Annotated in this window: 11 protein-coding genes; 4 read left to right on the top strand and 7 right to left on the bottom strand. The window is 49.5% G+C overall.

The genetic code is table 11. The annotated features are described in order from the left end of the window. The first annotated feature begins 20 nt into the window (after positions 1–20). Complete coding sequence (locus GX117_01910; GenBank protein NLO32102.1) at positions 21–2,759, top strand: DUF5011 domain-containing protein; 2,739 nt, start codon at positions 21–23, stop codon at positions 2,757–2,759. Between the two features lie 217 nt (positions 2,760–2,976). Here the strand turns inward: GX117_01910 and GX117_01915 are convergent, their stop codons facing one another. From GX117_01915 to GX117_01945, 7 genes are all read right to left on the bottom strand, one after another. Further along, on the bottom strand, positions 2,977–3,564 hold the full coding sequence (locus tag GX117_01915; protein NLO32103.1) for a glycerol acyltransferase: 588 nt from the start codon (positions 3,562–3,564) through the stop codon (positions 2,977–2,979). A gap of 166 nt (positions 3,565–3,730) precedes the next feature. Beyond that, positions 3,731–4,861: a molecular chaperone DnaJ gene (gene dnaJ, locus GX117_01920; protein ID NLO32104.1), complete on the bottom strand. Its 1,131-nt coding sequence runs from the start codon at positions 4,859–4,861 to the stop codon at positions 3,731–3,733. Between the two features lie 73 nt (positions 4,862–4,934). After that, complete coding sequence (gene dnaK, locus GX117_01925) at positions 4,935–6,878, bottom strand: molecular chaperone DnaK (protein ID NLO32105.1); 1,944 nt, start codon at positions 6,876–6,878, stop codon at positions 4,935–4,937. Between the two features lie 89 nt (positions 6,879–6,967). Then, a complete protein-coding gene (gene grpE, locus GX117_01930; GenBank protein ID NLO32106.1) occupies positions 6,968–7,663 on the bottom strand; it encodes a nucleotide exchange factor GrpE in 696 nt (231 codons plus the stop codon). Positions 7,664–7,708: 45 nt separating this feature from the next. After that, the gene (gene hrcA / locus GX117_01935; protein ID NLO32107.1) at positions 7,709–8,770 is read right to left on the bottom strand and encodes a heat-inducible transcription repressor HrcA; all 1,062 of its coding nucleotides are present in this window, start codon (positions 8,768–8,770) and stop codon (positions 7,709–7,711) included. Positions 8,771–8,891: 121 nt separating this feature from the next. Then, positions 8,892–9,872 (bottom strand): MBL fold metallo-hydrolase, encoded by a 981-nt coding sequence (locus GX117_01940; protein NLO32108.1) that lies wholly within the window; start codon positions 9,870–9,872, stop codon positions 8,892–8,894. Further along, positions 9,869–10,831, bottom strand: a complete 963-nt coding sequence (locus GX117_01945; protein ID NLO32109.1) for a prepilin peptidase — start codon at positions 10,829–10,831, stop codon at positions 9,869–9,871. Before GX117_01945 ends, GX117_01940 begins: the two co-directional genes overlap by 4 nt. 242 nt (positions 10,832–11,073) lie before the next feature. Between GX117_01945 and GX117_01950 the strand changes: the two genes are divergently transcribed. The 3 genes from GX117_01950 (at position 11,074) to GX117_01960 (ending at position 14,634) form a co-directional block, all read left to right on the top strand. After that, entirely contained in the window at positions 11,074–11,766 is a 693-nt protein-coding gene (locus GX117_01950) for a hypothetical protein (protein ID NLO32110.1), read from the top strand. 130 nt (positions 11,767–11,896) lie between these two features. After that, the gene (locus GX117_01955; protein NLO32111.1) at positions 11,897–13,333 is read left to right on the top strand and encodes a DUF4080 domain-containing protein; all 1,437 of its coding nucleotides are present in this window, start codon (positions 11,897–11,899) and stop codon (positions 13,331–13,333) included. A 110-nt stretch (positions 13,334–13,443) separates the two neighbouring features. After that, positions 13,444–14,634 (top strand): Zn-dependent exopeptidase M28, encoded by a 1,191-nt coding sequence (locus GX117_01960; protein NLO32112.1) that lies wholly within the window; start codon positions 13,444–13,446, stop codon positions 14,632–14,634. Positions 14,635–14,670 lie beyond the last annotated feature (36 nt).

Raw genomic sequence — 14,670 nt, forward strand, 5'->3', positions numbered from 1 at the left:
TGCCTGTAGCCGGTACCTTAGTGTCAACTGATACACAGGTCACCCTGACGGCTACTGATGTGGGCGGCAATTCCGCGAACTGTACGACCTGGGTATATCTTAACGATATAACACCGCCTCAGATTACGCTGAACGGCGCCGCTTCTGTGAATGTGGAATGTGGTTCCACTTATGTGGATGCGGGCGCTACTGCCACGGATAGCTGCGATGGCGTTATCAGCGGAAATATTACGGTTAGCAATCCTGTAAATACGTCGTCTATAGGGGTCTATACCGTAACCTACAATGTAAAGGATAGTTCGAATAACTCGGCAGTCGCGGTGACCCGTACGGTGAATGTGGTGGATACGACGGCGCCGGTGATCACGAGCTGCCCCGCAGACCAGACCTTGAATGCCGACGCAAACTGCGAAGTTGTAATTCCCAACTTGGTGAATCAGGTCATTGCTTCGGACAGCTGTGGACTTGTTGGCACAGCGGTTCAAAATCCTGTAGCAGGTACAGTCGTTTCTGAGGATACACCGGTGACCTTTACCGTAACGGACGTCGGCAATAATACGGCGCAATGTCAAGCCATGATTTATGTTCAGGATTTGATTGCGCCGGTCATTGTTTTGAATGGTTCAGATCAGTTGCAACACCAGCTGGGCGATGTTTACTCGGATCCGGGCGTTGTTATCACGGACAACTGCGATAGCAGTATTTCGGCCGTTATTGGCGGTGACACGGTGGATGTGAATACAATTGGTGACTATACAATTACTTATAATGCGAGTGATACGGAGGGTAATGCTGCAACACAACGTACCCGACTGGTTCGCGTCCGTGATACGCAGAATCCCTATTTGACTGCAGTTGAAGTGATCGACGGATGGAGTGTCGCAGTCACCTTTAATAAAGCGATGGGCTCAGGCGTTAATGACGCGATAAACTACAGCCTGTCCGGGTCGGGTCAGGGCACGCTCACGGCGCAGCCCGACAGCGTCGTTTTAGATACAGGCAATACCTATCTGCTGTCCTGGCCGGTCTGCGGTATCTCGTCGTCACAAGAAATGTTTAACGGCGGTGATATCACGATAACGGTAGCCGTATTGGTCGAAGATTTTGCGGGCAATACGATGGATGTTGACGGTAACGTCTTGACCGATACAGGTGGAGCCATGGGCGAAGCGCCGCAAATTATGGCATGCGCGGATGATCAGAGCCTTGAGCTAGACGATAATTGCGAAGTGGAGCTGCCTGATTTAACAGATGAAATCGTCGTGTCTGACAATTGTTCGGCCGACGACGATTTGGTCATTACTCAAGATCCCGCCGCAGGCACCATAATTGAATCCAATACGAATGTTACGTTATGGGTCGAAGATGAGGCGGGTAATAAATCGAAGTGTGTTGTACCGGTCAGTGTCTTTGATGCAACACCGCCTACGATCACTTCTTATCCCGCCGGTGATGAAGCAGTCCTTGATGGGAATTGCATCGCTATGATTCCCAGCCTGATTGCTGAAGTCGTAGCCGAAGATAATTGTACGGCGGCGGCGCTTCTGCAGATCAGTCAAGATCCAGCTTCGGGAACGGCGATTACGGAAGACACGGTAGTTACCATTACGGTTACGGACGAATCGGGCAACGATACACAAGTGCAGTCGCAAGTGCAGGTTGTTGACAAAATTAATCCTGTCATTACGATTTTCGGCAACAACCCGCTGACTGTTGAATGTAATGAACCGATCACGCTGTCCAGTGCTTCAGCCACCGATAATTGTGATGATTCTCTTTCGATCGATATCGCTAAACCGCAGGATTTGGATTTGGATACGCCGGCTGTAGGCAGCTACAGCGTCACCTTTAGCACCGAGGACAGTTCCGAGAACGTTGGTACCGCTACCTTGGTGATCAACGTGACCGATACCAAAGCCCCGGTCGTAACGATTACCGGTCCGAGCACGGTCGTATTCGAATGCGGCGAAAAGATAAGCGCCTTGCCCGAAGCCTCTGCCTTGGATGCTTGTGAAGGGAACCTCACAACAACGATCAGCGACTTCGACGGACTCGATACGGATAATCCGGAAACAGGTAACTATGTGCTGACCTATGCCGCCAGTGATAGTGTTGGCAATACCGGTACGGACACCTTGGATGTGGAAATTGTAGATACGAAAGCGCCGATCATCACGCTTTTGAGTAACAATCCGGAAGTGCTGATCGATGGCGCTGATTATGTTGAAGCCGGCGCCAGTGCTTGGGACGCCTGTGAAGGTGATTTAAGCGCTTTCATCAATCTTGACGGCGATGTTGCCAATACGAACGCTTTGGCAGTCTACGAAGTGACCTACAGCCTCAGTGACAGCTTCGGCAACGCATCAGAAGCGACCCGCTCTGTCATTGTCAAACCCTTAAGCTGTCTGATACTGTATACCTTAGTCGTTACGCCGAACCCCGTCTTGCTGGACGCGAATGTAACGCTGAGCGCCGAGCCCTTACCGGAATCGTGCAGCATTGGTACCCTGCACTACAGCTGGATGAAAGACGGTGTGGTCATACCGGATGCTCCCGACGCGTTCTCTTGGACGCTCCATAAGGTTGGTTTCGAAGATGCAGGCGCCTATGTGTGTATGGTCAGTGATAGCTCCAGTACTGCAGCGACGAACAGCGTTGTGCTTGTTGTTGAAAAAGGAGTGCCCGCTGTCGGACTGATCGGGTTGATGGTTGCAGCAGCCGCTATTGCAGCGGCGGCGACACGACGTAAACAGCGTTAGTCAAAATTTTAATCGCTAAACGGGCGGCGTCGATAGCTTCATCGGCGCCGCCTTTTCTATGGTGTCGTCAGGTTTAATAAGACATAAGGCGGGCTGGAGTTGTGTTTCTTCAGTCTCGACTATTCATGAAGGATAGAAACAAAGAAAGGGGAAATATGGAAGGCATGAGCGTGGCGGTGAATCTTGAAGAACGATCCTCTTTTAGGCGTCAGGGAGATCAATGCTGTCTTGGGCGACAATGAGGCAATGGCCCGTAATTTTCCTCATAGGAAGCGCGGATACGCGCGAAGTCAGCTTCGATATCACCTGTTGTATAAATAGGATCCCCACAGCCTACACGCCTATTTTTGTAATCGATGAACCAAGGCCAAACCGGTACTTGGGCATTATGGGCGATATGGTAAAATCCGGTTTTCCACGCGTCTACTTGTTTGCGCGTGCCCTCAGGAGGAATCACCATATAAAGGCGCTCCCGTTCGGCGAAGGCATCTACCATCTGCCCCACCACGCCGCTTGCCTTGCTGCGGTCAATAGGCACACCGCCGCACCAGTTCCAAAATATACGGGCCGGCCACCAGAAGTGCGTGTTTTTCATCATGAACCACATGGGAATCTGGATGGCGCGGGCGCACAGCAGGGTATAAAACAAATCCCAATTACTGGTATGGGGCGCAGCGGTAAGCACGGCCTTGGGATCGTCAATCTTGTTACCTACCACGGTCCAACCTAGCCACTGCAAGATTTTTCTGCACAAAACCGCCGTTGTCCAGTTGATAAATGAAGTTTTGTCTAATTCAAATGCCATAGAATTACCGTTTCTTTTTTCTGTTATTGTACAACAGCTAACCGTTAGACTTCAAGCAATCATGTGCCGTTTCACCGAGCGCTTAGAAGGTGAAAGGTCGCTACGTGCGCCGGTTCGCAGACTGCTTGACGGGAACTTAATACATTGTTGTTTGCGCGGCAGAGGCTCAGTTTTTCCGAGAAGTGGAGGTCTTTTGGATGAAGCCGTCGCGTTTGGGATAGGTTTGTTCGGTACTCGTCTTTTCCAATTCTTCCAATAATTTCCGTTGTTGCTTGGAAAGTTTTGCCGGTGTTTCGACGCGAATAATAACGAATTGATCTCCGCGGCGGTATCCGCGCATATCCGGGATACCGTGCCCGCGCAAACGCAATTGCATTCCCGTTTGCGTACCGGCGGGCACTTTCAGATCGGCCTGTCCGGACAAGGTCGGTACCCGTATGGTTCCGCCTAAAGCCGCTTGCGTAAAAGACACGGGTACTTCGCAATATACGTTCATGTCTTCCCGTTCGAAAAAGTCGTGGGCTGCCACGTGGATTCTGATATACAAGTCACCTCTTGGCCCGCCAAATTGTCCCGCTTCTCCTTCGCCGCTCATCCGTAATCGCATGCCGTCGTCAACGCCGGCAGGAATGCTAACTTCCAATTCCCGCCTACTCTTTACGAAGCCCTCGCCCCGACACGCTTGGCAAGGATTCGTAATGATACGCCCGGTACCACTGCAGCGGGGACAGCTTCGGCTCATACTAAAGACACCGTGGGATTGACGAATCTGGCCGGTACCATGACATTGCGGACAGCTTTCCGGCTGGGTACCTTTGCTTGCACCGGTTCCACGACATTCTCCACAGTTTTCTTGCCGTGCAAAAGAAATTTTTTTCTTCTGGGCTTGAAGGATTTCTTCCAAGGTCATGGACAAATCATAGACGAGATCGGCTCCGGGTCTTGCCTGATTGGCACGCGATCTGCCCCGTCCCTGAGAGAAGAGCATATCGAACAGATCACCGAAAGGCGAATCACTGCCTCCGAAACCACCGAATCCGCCATAATCAGCGCCGCCACCGCCGAAGGGCTGCCCGTCCATACTGCCGAATCGATCGTATTGCTGCCGTTTCTCCGGGTTTTTCAAAATGTCGTAAGCGGCATTAATTTCTTTCAGCTTTTTTTCGGCTTCTTTATCGCCGCCGGTCTTGTCGGGGTGATATTTATGGGCAAGTTTCAAGTATGCTTTTCGGACTTCGTCTTGAGAAGCATTTTTGGAGACTCCCAATATTTCGTATAAATCGGTTTGACCGGGCATAATCACCTATCCTACCTCATGCAACAAAAGATCACGGGATCGGACCGAGACATTTTGCCACGTAGCTCTCCGTTTAATTATTGCTTGAATCAGCGTCATCATCGACAACTTTAAAATCAGCATCTACCGTACTGCCGTCGTCTTCCTGCTGTTTAGGATCCACATATTCGGGACCTTCTTCAGCGGGTTGTGCGTCGCCTGCGGCCTGCTGTGCTTTCGCCGCTTCTGCATACATCACTTCCGCCAATTTATGGGAAGATTTACCCAGTTCTTCGAGGGCGGCTTCAATAGCATCCGCATCATCACCCCCCATGACTTGCCGCAAGTTTTCCAATGCTGCTTCCACAGCTTTACGTTCTTCTTCGCTGACCTTGTCGCCATGTTCTTTCAGTGTTTTTTCGGTACTATAGATCATGGAGTCCGCGTTGTTGCGCAGCTCAATAATTTTACGCCGTTTCTTATCATCGTCAGCGTGCTGCTCCGCCTCACGGACCATCTTCTTAATTTCATCTTCGGCAAGACCGCTGGAAGCTTCAATACGGATCGCCTGTTCTTTGCCTGTGCCCAGGTCTTTGGCAGATACATTGACAATACCGTTGGCATCAATATCGAAAGACACCTCAATCTGCGGCACGCCGCGGGGCGCAGCAGGGATGCCCATGAGATCGAATTTCCCTAAGGTACGGTTGTCCGACGCCATCTCACGCTCCCCTTGGAGCACATGAATAGTCACAGCTTGTTGGTTATCGGCGGCCGTGGAAAAGACTTGTCGTTTGGTCACGGGGATGGTGGTGTTCCGCTCAATAAGCTTTGTGCATACACCGCCGAGCGTCTCAATACCCAAGGAGAGGGGCGTAACGTCGAGAAGGAGCACGTCTTTCACTTCGCCGGCCAATACACCTGCTTGAACAGCCGCGCCGATGGCAACCACTTCGTCGGGATTCACACCACGATGAGGCTCTTTGTTAAAAATATCTTTCACGATTTTACCGACTGCGGGCATTCGTGTCATGCCGCCGACCAAAATGACCTCATCAACCTCGGAAGCGGAAAGGCCGGCATCTTCCAAAGCACGGTGACACGGATTCTTGCTGCGCTGCAGCAAATCATCACAGAGCTGTTCTAATTTTGCACGGGTAAGCACGTAATTGAGGTGTTTGGGGCCGGAAGCATCTGCCGTAATAAAGGGCAAGTTGATGTCGGTGGTAAGGGCACTGGACAATTCACATTTGGCTTTCTCCGCGCCTTCCTTCAGCCGCTGCAACGCCATAGGATCTTTACGCAGGTCAATACCTTGATCCCGTAAAAACTCTTCGGCTAACCAGTCTATAACTTTTTGGTCGAAGTCGTCGCCGCCCAGATGGGTATCGCCATTGGTACTGAGGACTTCGAAACTATCATCACCGATCGACAAGATGGAGATGTCGAAGGTGCCGCCGCCAAGGTCGTAGACAGCGACTTTTTCGTCTTTCTTTTTGTCCAGACCATAGGCCAATGCGGCAGCGGTAGGCTCGTTGATAATACGCAGCACTTCAAGCCCTGCAATTCTTCCGGCGTCCTTGGTTGCTTGTCGCTGAGAATCGTTAAAATAGGCAGGCACCGTGATGACGGCTTCAGAAATGGGCTGACCTAAATAGACCTCTGCTGTCTCTTTCATCTTTTGAAGAATCATGGCGGAGATTTCGGGGGGACGATAGCTCTTGTCTGTAATTTCGACTTGAACATCGCCCGACGAGGTGGACGAAATGGTATAAGGAACAATACGTTCTTCGGACTTCACCTCTTCATGGCGACGGCCCATAAAACGCTTGATACTAAAAACGGTATTACGGGGATTGGTGACTGCCTGCCGTTTGGCAACAGCACCGACGAGGCGCTCATCATCCTTTGTAAAAGCGACTACAGACGGCGTCGTGCGATTCCCTTCAGTGTTGGCAATCACGATGGGCTCACCGCCCTCCATAACAGCAACGCATGAATTCGTAGTGCCTAAGTCTATACCGATGACTTTTCCCATGAATATTCTCCTTAATCTCTTTTCTTATGATTAACGTGGGTGGTCTTACTTTAATCTCCCACCGATTCTAAATAAATTTAAGCCTGCTCTTATTCGGCTGTATCGTCCGCTTTGCCGGCGCTTACAATGACTTTAGACGGGCGCAAGACCTGATCTTTTAGCATGTATCCGCGCTCAAATTCTTCGAGTATAACGCCTTCCTCCACTTCTTCAGAAGGGGTCATGGACAGGGCATCATGAATATTTGGATCAAAGGCTTGCCCTTTCGCATCAATGGCGACGACTCCTTGTGCAGCCAACAAATCCAACAATTGTTTATGAACGAGCCGCACCCCTTCCGCCAGCCCATCCTCTTCGTTTGCGTGGGCAAGGGCGCGCTCAAGGTTATCGACCACAGGCAGGAATACGCGCAACACATCTGCGGTTGCATTGAATTTTGTTGTGTCCATCTCGCGCAGGATACGTTTGCGATAGTTGTCAAATTCGGCACGAGAGCGGAGCCATTGATCTTTCATTTGATCATATTCAGCTTGCAAGTCTGCAATTTGTTTCGCGTGATCATCGCCTTGGGCCGCGCTATTATCGTCATCTACAATTTCCGCGGCGGCAGTAGGAGCCGCTTCATTTTCTGAGGCGCTCGCAACTTCTTCGCCTGCGGTTTCGGTATCGGAAGATGCTGCTTCTGCTGCAGAATCGTCCGCTTTCTGCTTGGTCTTTTCTTCTTCCGCCGCTATTTTCTTTTCGAGCATTTGTTCGAATAAAGTCTTGTCCGATTTACCACTCATTGAAATGATCTTTATCTCCTTCAGAATTTGTACTGCAAAAGGGCGTTATTGACCGAGCCGCGTAAGCAAGCGTCCGACCATATCCGCTGTAAAGCGCACCACCGATGTGAGCCGTGAATAGGGCATTCTCCGCGGTCCCAAGACGCCGATCATACCGGCAGGCTCACCTTCGACATGGTAAGACGAAGCCACAACGCCTATGCCCTCTGCACCCAAATTGTCATTTTCTTTGCTGATATAGACAGATTTATATTCATCTTCTGAAACCGTCCTTCGCAATAGGTCAATGAGGCGGTCGTGTTCTTCAAGCAAACCAAAAACTTCTTTGGCTTGTTCCAGACGCTGAAATTCCGGATGCTCAAAGAGCTGTACCGTCCCCTCGAGAAACAACCGCTTCTCTTGGCTTACCGGCATGAGGTTGAGTATTTCCAATACGTCTTGAGCCAACGCCCGTTGCTCGTCCAAGGCTTGTCCCAACTTCATCCGAACCGACTGGCTCAAGGAGCCAATGGCCGTACCGCAAAAATTTTGGTTCAGAAAATTCGTTAACGATTCTAATTTGGACTTGTTGACCGGGCGCGTCACCGCCATGGAATGAACGGTACCCAGCGTGTCGACCATCAACACAGCCAGCCGATTTTCGCTGACCGGCACCAATTCAAAGCGTTGAACCAAAGCGCGGTCTGCAGAAGGAATTTCTACAATACCCGCCTGATGGGTCAAGAGCGCTAACAGGTGGCTCGTATGGCGCAGGACAGAATTAACATCGTCCAACTTATTTTGAAATTCATTTTCTATGCGGCGGCGTTCTTGAAGACTCAAGCGTTGAATCTGCATGAGATGATCCACGTAGTACCGATACCCCAAATCGGTGGGGACACGACCGGAACTTGTGTGCACCTGTTGAAGAAACCCCAGCTCCTCCAAGTCTGCCATCACATTGCGTACTGTAGCCGCACTCAAATCCAAACCAAAACGCCGCACAATCGTACGGGAGCCTACCGGTTCCGCTGTCGTAATATAGCTATTGACCACAGCGTTCAGTATTTCACGTTCCCGATCATTTAAAGCATCGATTGCGTGTTTTGGGATACCATCTGTCATCATAATAGGTTATGACCACCTGATAGGATAAGCACCAAGCGCAACAAGTACCGCACCATAACATTAGCACTCAACACATTAGAGTGCTAATAAACCATAGTGTACCATCAAATGCGCCGTAACGTCAAACAGAAGAGGATACAGGAAAATAATGCAGTACATGGTCATGGGCGTCGCTATGAACCAAATGCTGCGTTTCCAATAACTCCAGATGACCCGTTACAGTGGATAGACAGTAGAATAACATTTCGTCGGTCATACGTGGGAAAAGGAGACAGGTCATTTCGAAGGGCGTGATTCCGGATTCCGGCAAAAGACCTAAGAGACGGAGACAGCGCTTCTTGATGTGTTCAACGGTTGCGTCCACGGCATGACGATGATCGACAAAGGGGCTGCCGTGACCGGCAAAGCAGCCCGTAATTGATTGCGCCCGTGTTTTCAACAAAGATCCATAGTATTGAACCAGACTCTTTACGCGTACGCCGTCCTCATTGTGATAGCGCAGTAAGGGACTGGGCGTTTTTTTGTAGATCAAGTGATCCCCGGTGATTGCCCAGCGTTTTTCCTTGTGGATGTATACCGTATCGGTGGAAGAATGGCCCGGTCTGAAATGGACTTCGAAAGGCCCCACTTCGTCGCCGGCTTCCAAAGGGTCATCCATCTCGGGCGGATCGAAGAGCTGACGGTGTTTCATCCGCTCTTCCACCAAATAATCGATCTTAGATAGGGGCGCCCCCAATTCCAACAGCAAATATTTTATTTGTTCACGGATTTCTCCATCCTTAAATAAGAGCGATAAATGTACCTTCACAGAATGATGGGCTGCTACCCGAGCTTTAGAAAGGGATTTGATGCGTCGCGCCAAACCGATATGGTCTAAGTGATGATGGGTGAGCACGACCTTTTCGATATCCCCGAGTTGAAAGCCGTATTGATCCAAAGCGGCAACCAAGGCTTGAAAGGCGCTCTCTGTATGAGTGCCCGCATCAAAGAGTATCATCGGCGGACCGGGATAGAGATAAACATTGGCGGGGCCTACCGGAAATACGGTTGGTGTTGATATAGGGAGCAGCCCAATGTGTTCCCATGGCGGTTTTGATTTCATCGTATAAGCGCGCTCAGATCATCATACAACAGAATTGGATCGACAGGGGTCACATTGATCATCGACAAATAACTGTTGATGATATCTTGCCCCCAAAACAGAAAGAGGAGCGCGCCGATGGCAAGCCAAGGGCCAAAGGGCAGATAATGCCCTTCAAGAGTAATCTCTTGTTCCTCCGGATCAACCTTTGCCTCCTCTTGTACATCCTTTTCCGGTTCCGGCTTTTGTTCCGCTTCACCCTTAAAACGAAAGTAGAGAATCAACGCGAAACCTACCACGCTGCCCAATACAGAAGCAATGACCAACGTACCCAGCACACCGCGCCATCCCAAAAAGGCTCCAATCATGGCAAGGAGCTTGACGTCTCCGAACCCCATACCGGGCTTTTTCAAAACCCATACAGTGATTCGATCTAATGCCATGAGAATTCCGCCGCCGAGGACAACCCCTGCCACCGAATCATAGAAACTGGTGACGCGCAGCCCGGCTGTATCGTGCCAATACATTCCTGCCAAAGACAAGACGATACCCACCGGAATACCGGTAATGCTGATTTCGTCGGGAATGGTCCAGTCGTTGAGGTCTTGCGCTGTTACGATCACCATAGAGGCGCTGAATAGCATATAAACTGCCGCGGCGGGCGTGAAACCGAAGATTCGAAAAACAAGCATAAACAACAAGCCCGTGATCAATTCGACCAAAGGATATTGCGCACTGATCGGCGTCTTACAGTGGCGGCACCGAGCACGAAGGATTATCCAACTGAGCAAGGGGATATTGTCGTACCACGCAATGGAGTTGAGGCATTTAGGACACCGTGATCGGGGCTGTACTACCGATGCGCCTGAAGGCCAGCGGCTAATGCAAACGTTACAAAAACTTCCGATAACCGTTCCTAAAATAAAGGCGGCGCCAAGAAAGAAAACTTGTATAGTTAACGTGAACTCTGAAAAGTGCATGGTTCTTCCCTTATATCGCTGTATTGAAAGGCACAGTATACGAGTTTAAACGCCTAAACCGCAACTCTCAGCGTCGTCGCAGACCCGAAGCAAAGAGTCTCTGTCTTAAGTCTCTGCTTCAATTTCATCAGCCGTCAACACCATTCCCAAATTCGCAGGGTTGCAAAAGAATCCACGGGATTTTCAATTGTGTTATGATTTAATCGACCAATCTTTGAGTGTCTCCATTGAGGGAATTCGCGATGAAAAAGCCTTTTCACCTTCTATATATCCTGCTTTTAGCGTCCCCCCTGCTTCTTTCCTTGCTAAGTTGCGGGGGTTCCAAGCCGGAAAAAGCACCGACCAATCTTTCCGTACCGCCTGAACCCGAAACAGCGGTTAGCAGCCGTCCCGATGTGGAACATGCACGCGCCCAAGAAAACAATACCGACACGCTGCTTACACAACCACCCCTCCCGCCGCAACCAACGGAAAGAGAAGAGAAGGACAATTTCGATGTAGAATGGTCCCATACTTTTGATGCGGCAGAAACAGTCCACAGCGATGAATCCTTCGCCGGCGCTGCAACGAAGAACAAGGCTGCTGCAGAGAAAGCGGAAGCAGCAGCGCGGATACTGCACAGTGACGCCGTGCCACGGGTTCCTGATGATTTTCCCTTTGACGTTCCACAGTACCCCCATGCACGGGTGCATATGAGTATGGAGGATGAAGATTTCCGTTTTTTCTTGCAAGCCTCCACGGCAGACAGCATGAAGACCGTCATTGATTTTTTCGAAACTGAAACAGCTAAAGAGGGATGGGAACAACCAACGAGTACGGATAAGAACGACGCGGCTCCCACCCTTAGTTTTGAGAAAAAAGGACGCTTTCTCACCATCAATCTAAGCGAGGAAGAAGAGCAAGTCACCTTCCGACTCGTCACAGGATTCAACTAAAGATACCATGATTTACAGGATATGCACGACCCATAAGCGCTATAAGTGACGCTTCTTATGTCGCCGTGAATCGCCATGCAGCACAACTCCGTTTAACCATTACGCAATCCCATGAGAAAGTGAAGATCAGGTGGACGTACTCTTAACAACAGCCAATGCACGCTATACACACTGCGCCTTCGGACTGAAATGTCTCGCGGCTGCGCTGGAAGCGACCGGGCACACAGCGCACATACAAGAATTCACCATTCAACATGCTCCCTATTACATTGTAGAAGAATTATTAGCACAAAATCCGACCGTTATAGGGCTTGGCGTCTACATTTGGAATATAGACCTCATGGCACGGGTCATACATATTTTGCATGCCATCGCTCCGGGAATCACGTTGATTGTGGGCGGTCCTGAGACCTTCGGCGATGGGAAAGAAGAAAGTACTTTTGCCGGCGCTGACTATATTATTCGCGGTGAAGGGGAAGGAGCTTTAATTCAATTACTCGATCAATTGGAGGCGGGGATCTTTCCAAGAGAAAAAATCATTGACGGATTTTCCCCTGATCTCGATACACTCCCCAGCCCCTACCATCTTTACACAGCGGAAGATATACGGAATCGCATTGTCTATGTTGAAAGCAGCCGCGGCTGTCCTTATCGCTGCTCCTTTTGTTTGTCGGCACGGGATACCAAAATACGCTTTTTCCCCTTGCACTCTTTTCTGCTAGAAATGCGGGGTTTACTGGAACGGGGTGTCCGACTGTTTAAATTTACAGACCGAACGTTTAACGTTGATGAAGATCGGGCTTTAGAAATATTGGATTTCTTTTTAAAGCACCGTTCTGAGCATGCTCAGCTTCACTTTGAAATTATGCCTGATCGCGTTTCACCAAAACTTTTAACGGCCTTTGCCGCTTTTCCCGAGGGAAGCCTTCATCTCGAAGTAGGTATCCAAAGCACGAATAAAGATGTGCAGAAAAGAATCAAACGGTATCAAAATCTGGAGAAGACTTGGGAGACCCTCGCCTTTTTACGAGCGCAAACTGGCGCGCTGCTCCATGCCGATTTGATTGTTGGACTTCCCGATGAAAGTTTGGAATCTATCGGCGAAGGCTTTGATATTTTGGTCAAGGCAAATCTGCAAGAAATACAAGTGGGCTTATTAAAACGGCTGGACGGCACGCCCTTGGCGCTTGAAGATGACAGCACCTTGATCTTCGACACCGCTGCCCCCTACGAAATTCTGGAAACTTCTTGCCTTTCCTACACAAAAATACAGGAGATGAAGCGTTTTGCCCGCTATTTCGACTTATATTACAATCATGGAAACTTTAATGAGAGTCTAAACTTATTATGGCAAACGGGCAGCTCCCCTTTTTTAATTTTTAAAGACTTCTCTGAATTTATTTGGGCGCAAGTACGCCGCGTTCATGCCTTATCGTTGTCACGCTTGGCGGAACTCTTATACACTTATTTAAAGCGGCAGGGCATTGACCGGGCAATAGCGGCCTCCGTGATTGAGACTGAATTTCGCCGCTTGCCGGGACGTCAAGATGTTTTAAATTTTCAATAACATAAATCGTGGAGGCACGCAGATGCGTTGTTTTAGGGTATAGGGCATTTGAGGCGAGAATAATTGTCTGCTGATTTAGGTTTTACAAAAGGGAGAACAGAAACTATCCTATGAACCGGATACTGAAAGATATCGTTTATTTATCGGAAGACTTGAAGCATCGTGAATCTGCTACGCAGCAAGAAGCGCTAGCGGCGGACTATATCGAAACACGAATACAGCCTTTTGTTGATGTGGTTCAAAAATCTACTTTTAATGTGGTCAAAAACGCCAAACTGCTTATGAGTGCCTATTACGGCGAGTTTATTTTCATTTGCGCTCTCGCTTTCTGGTGGCCCGCCATCGCTCTTTACTACGGCGCGATCGTCTTTTTCGCCTATATGGCAGAGCACATGGGCTTCCCCGTTTTCTCCCGTCTATTTGCCGGCGCTCAATCCACCAACATCACGGGAATCAAAAAAGATAGACGGGCGCAAAAGCTCCTTATTTTTACCGCCTATATGGATACAAGCCACAATTTTATAGCGAAGTGGTTTAGACACACTTTTGTCCACATTTTTAAAGGAATCATTCCCGCGTTCATGATCCTCGTTCTTGCCGTTTTATTTGTAGACGTTTACGGCGATTACGCCGACGGCATGGACACGATAAGCCTATGGATAAAGATCGTCACTCTTGTATTTTTCGTTTTCATCGCCCTAATCACTTCAGCGGCATCTTTGGCAGGGAAAAGATCGCCCGGCGCCAATAATAATGCCTCCGGCGTGGCGGCCTTACTCGAAATTGCAGAACGTCTCCACAAAGATCCTATTCCGAACACAACGGTACTCTACTTTTTTTCCGGTGATCATTTCGGAACCATGGCCGATATGCGTAAGCTCAGCCAAGAGATCAATTCACTCAAAAAAAATACCTGTATTATCAATCTGGAAGGGGTTGGCGCCGGTGACTTGCATTATACGGAAGCAGAAGGTATTTTGTTTCGAGTTCCCTGTTCAAACCGCCTCGTCAAAGCCGCGTCTGAAATTTCAGAAAAGTTCAAAGTTCGTAAAGCACGTGTACACCGTTTTATGACCAATGCCTATTTGCCCCTGCTCCGCGGCATTCCCGGGATCAGCCTTGTAGGCTTAGATAAAAATCACTTTCCCCGCAATTATGGAACCCCCGACGATATTCCCCTTCACTTGGACGCAGGAACCGTTTCTCAAGCCGTGAATTTTGCGGAGACACTGGGTCGTAAGGTCACGTCAATGAAAGAAGAAGGCGGCGAAAGCCTTTCAATTGGATCATCACCGGAATAGAAATTTAGGAAGGGCTCCTATGGAACAGCCTATGAA

Source organism: Candidatus Hydrogenedentota bacterium, assembly GCA_012523015.1.
Lineage (GTDB): Bacteria > Hydrogenedentota > Hydrogenedentia > Hydrogenedentales > CAITNO01 > JAAYBJ01.

Bases quoted from the DNA above. Each gene is read 5' to 3' on its own strand.
- GX117_01915 (NLO32103.1), bottom strand. From the start codon at position 3,564: ATGGCATTTGAATTAGACAAAACTTCATTTATCAACTGGACAACGGCG.
- dnaJ (NLO32104.1), bottom strand. From the start codon at position 4,861: ATGCCCGGTCAAACCGATTTATACGAAATATTGGGAGTCTCCAAAAAT.
- dnaK (NLO32105.1), bottom strand. From the start codon at position 6,878: ATGGGAAAAGTCATCGGTATAGACTTAGGCACTACGAATTCATGCGTT.
- grpE (NLO32106.1), bottom strand. From the start codon at position 7,663: ATGAGTGGTAAATCGGACAAGACTTTATTCGAACAAATGCTCGAAAAG.
- hrcA (NLO32107.1), bottom strand. From the start codon at position 8,770: ATGATGACAGATGGTATCCCAAAACACGCAATCGATGCTTTAAATGAT.
- GX117_01940 (NLO32108.1), bottom strand. From the start codon at position 9,872: ATGAAATCAAAACCGCCATGGGAACACATTGGGCTGCTCCCTATATCA.
- GX117_01945 (NLO32109.1), bottom strand. From the start codon at position 10,831: ATGCACTTTTCAGAGTTCACGTTAACTATACAAGTTTTCTTTCTTGGC.
- GX117_01950 (NLO32110.1), top strand. From the start codon at position 11,074: ATGAAAAAGCCTTTTCACCTTCTATATATCCTGCTTTTAGCGTCCCCC.
- GX117_01960 (NLO32112.1), top strand. From the start codon at position 13,444: ATGAACCGGATACTGAAAGATATCGTTTATTTATCGGAAGACTTGAAG.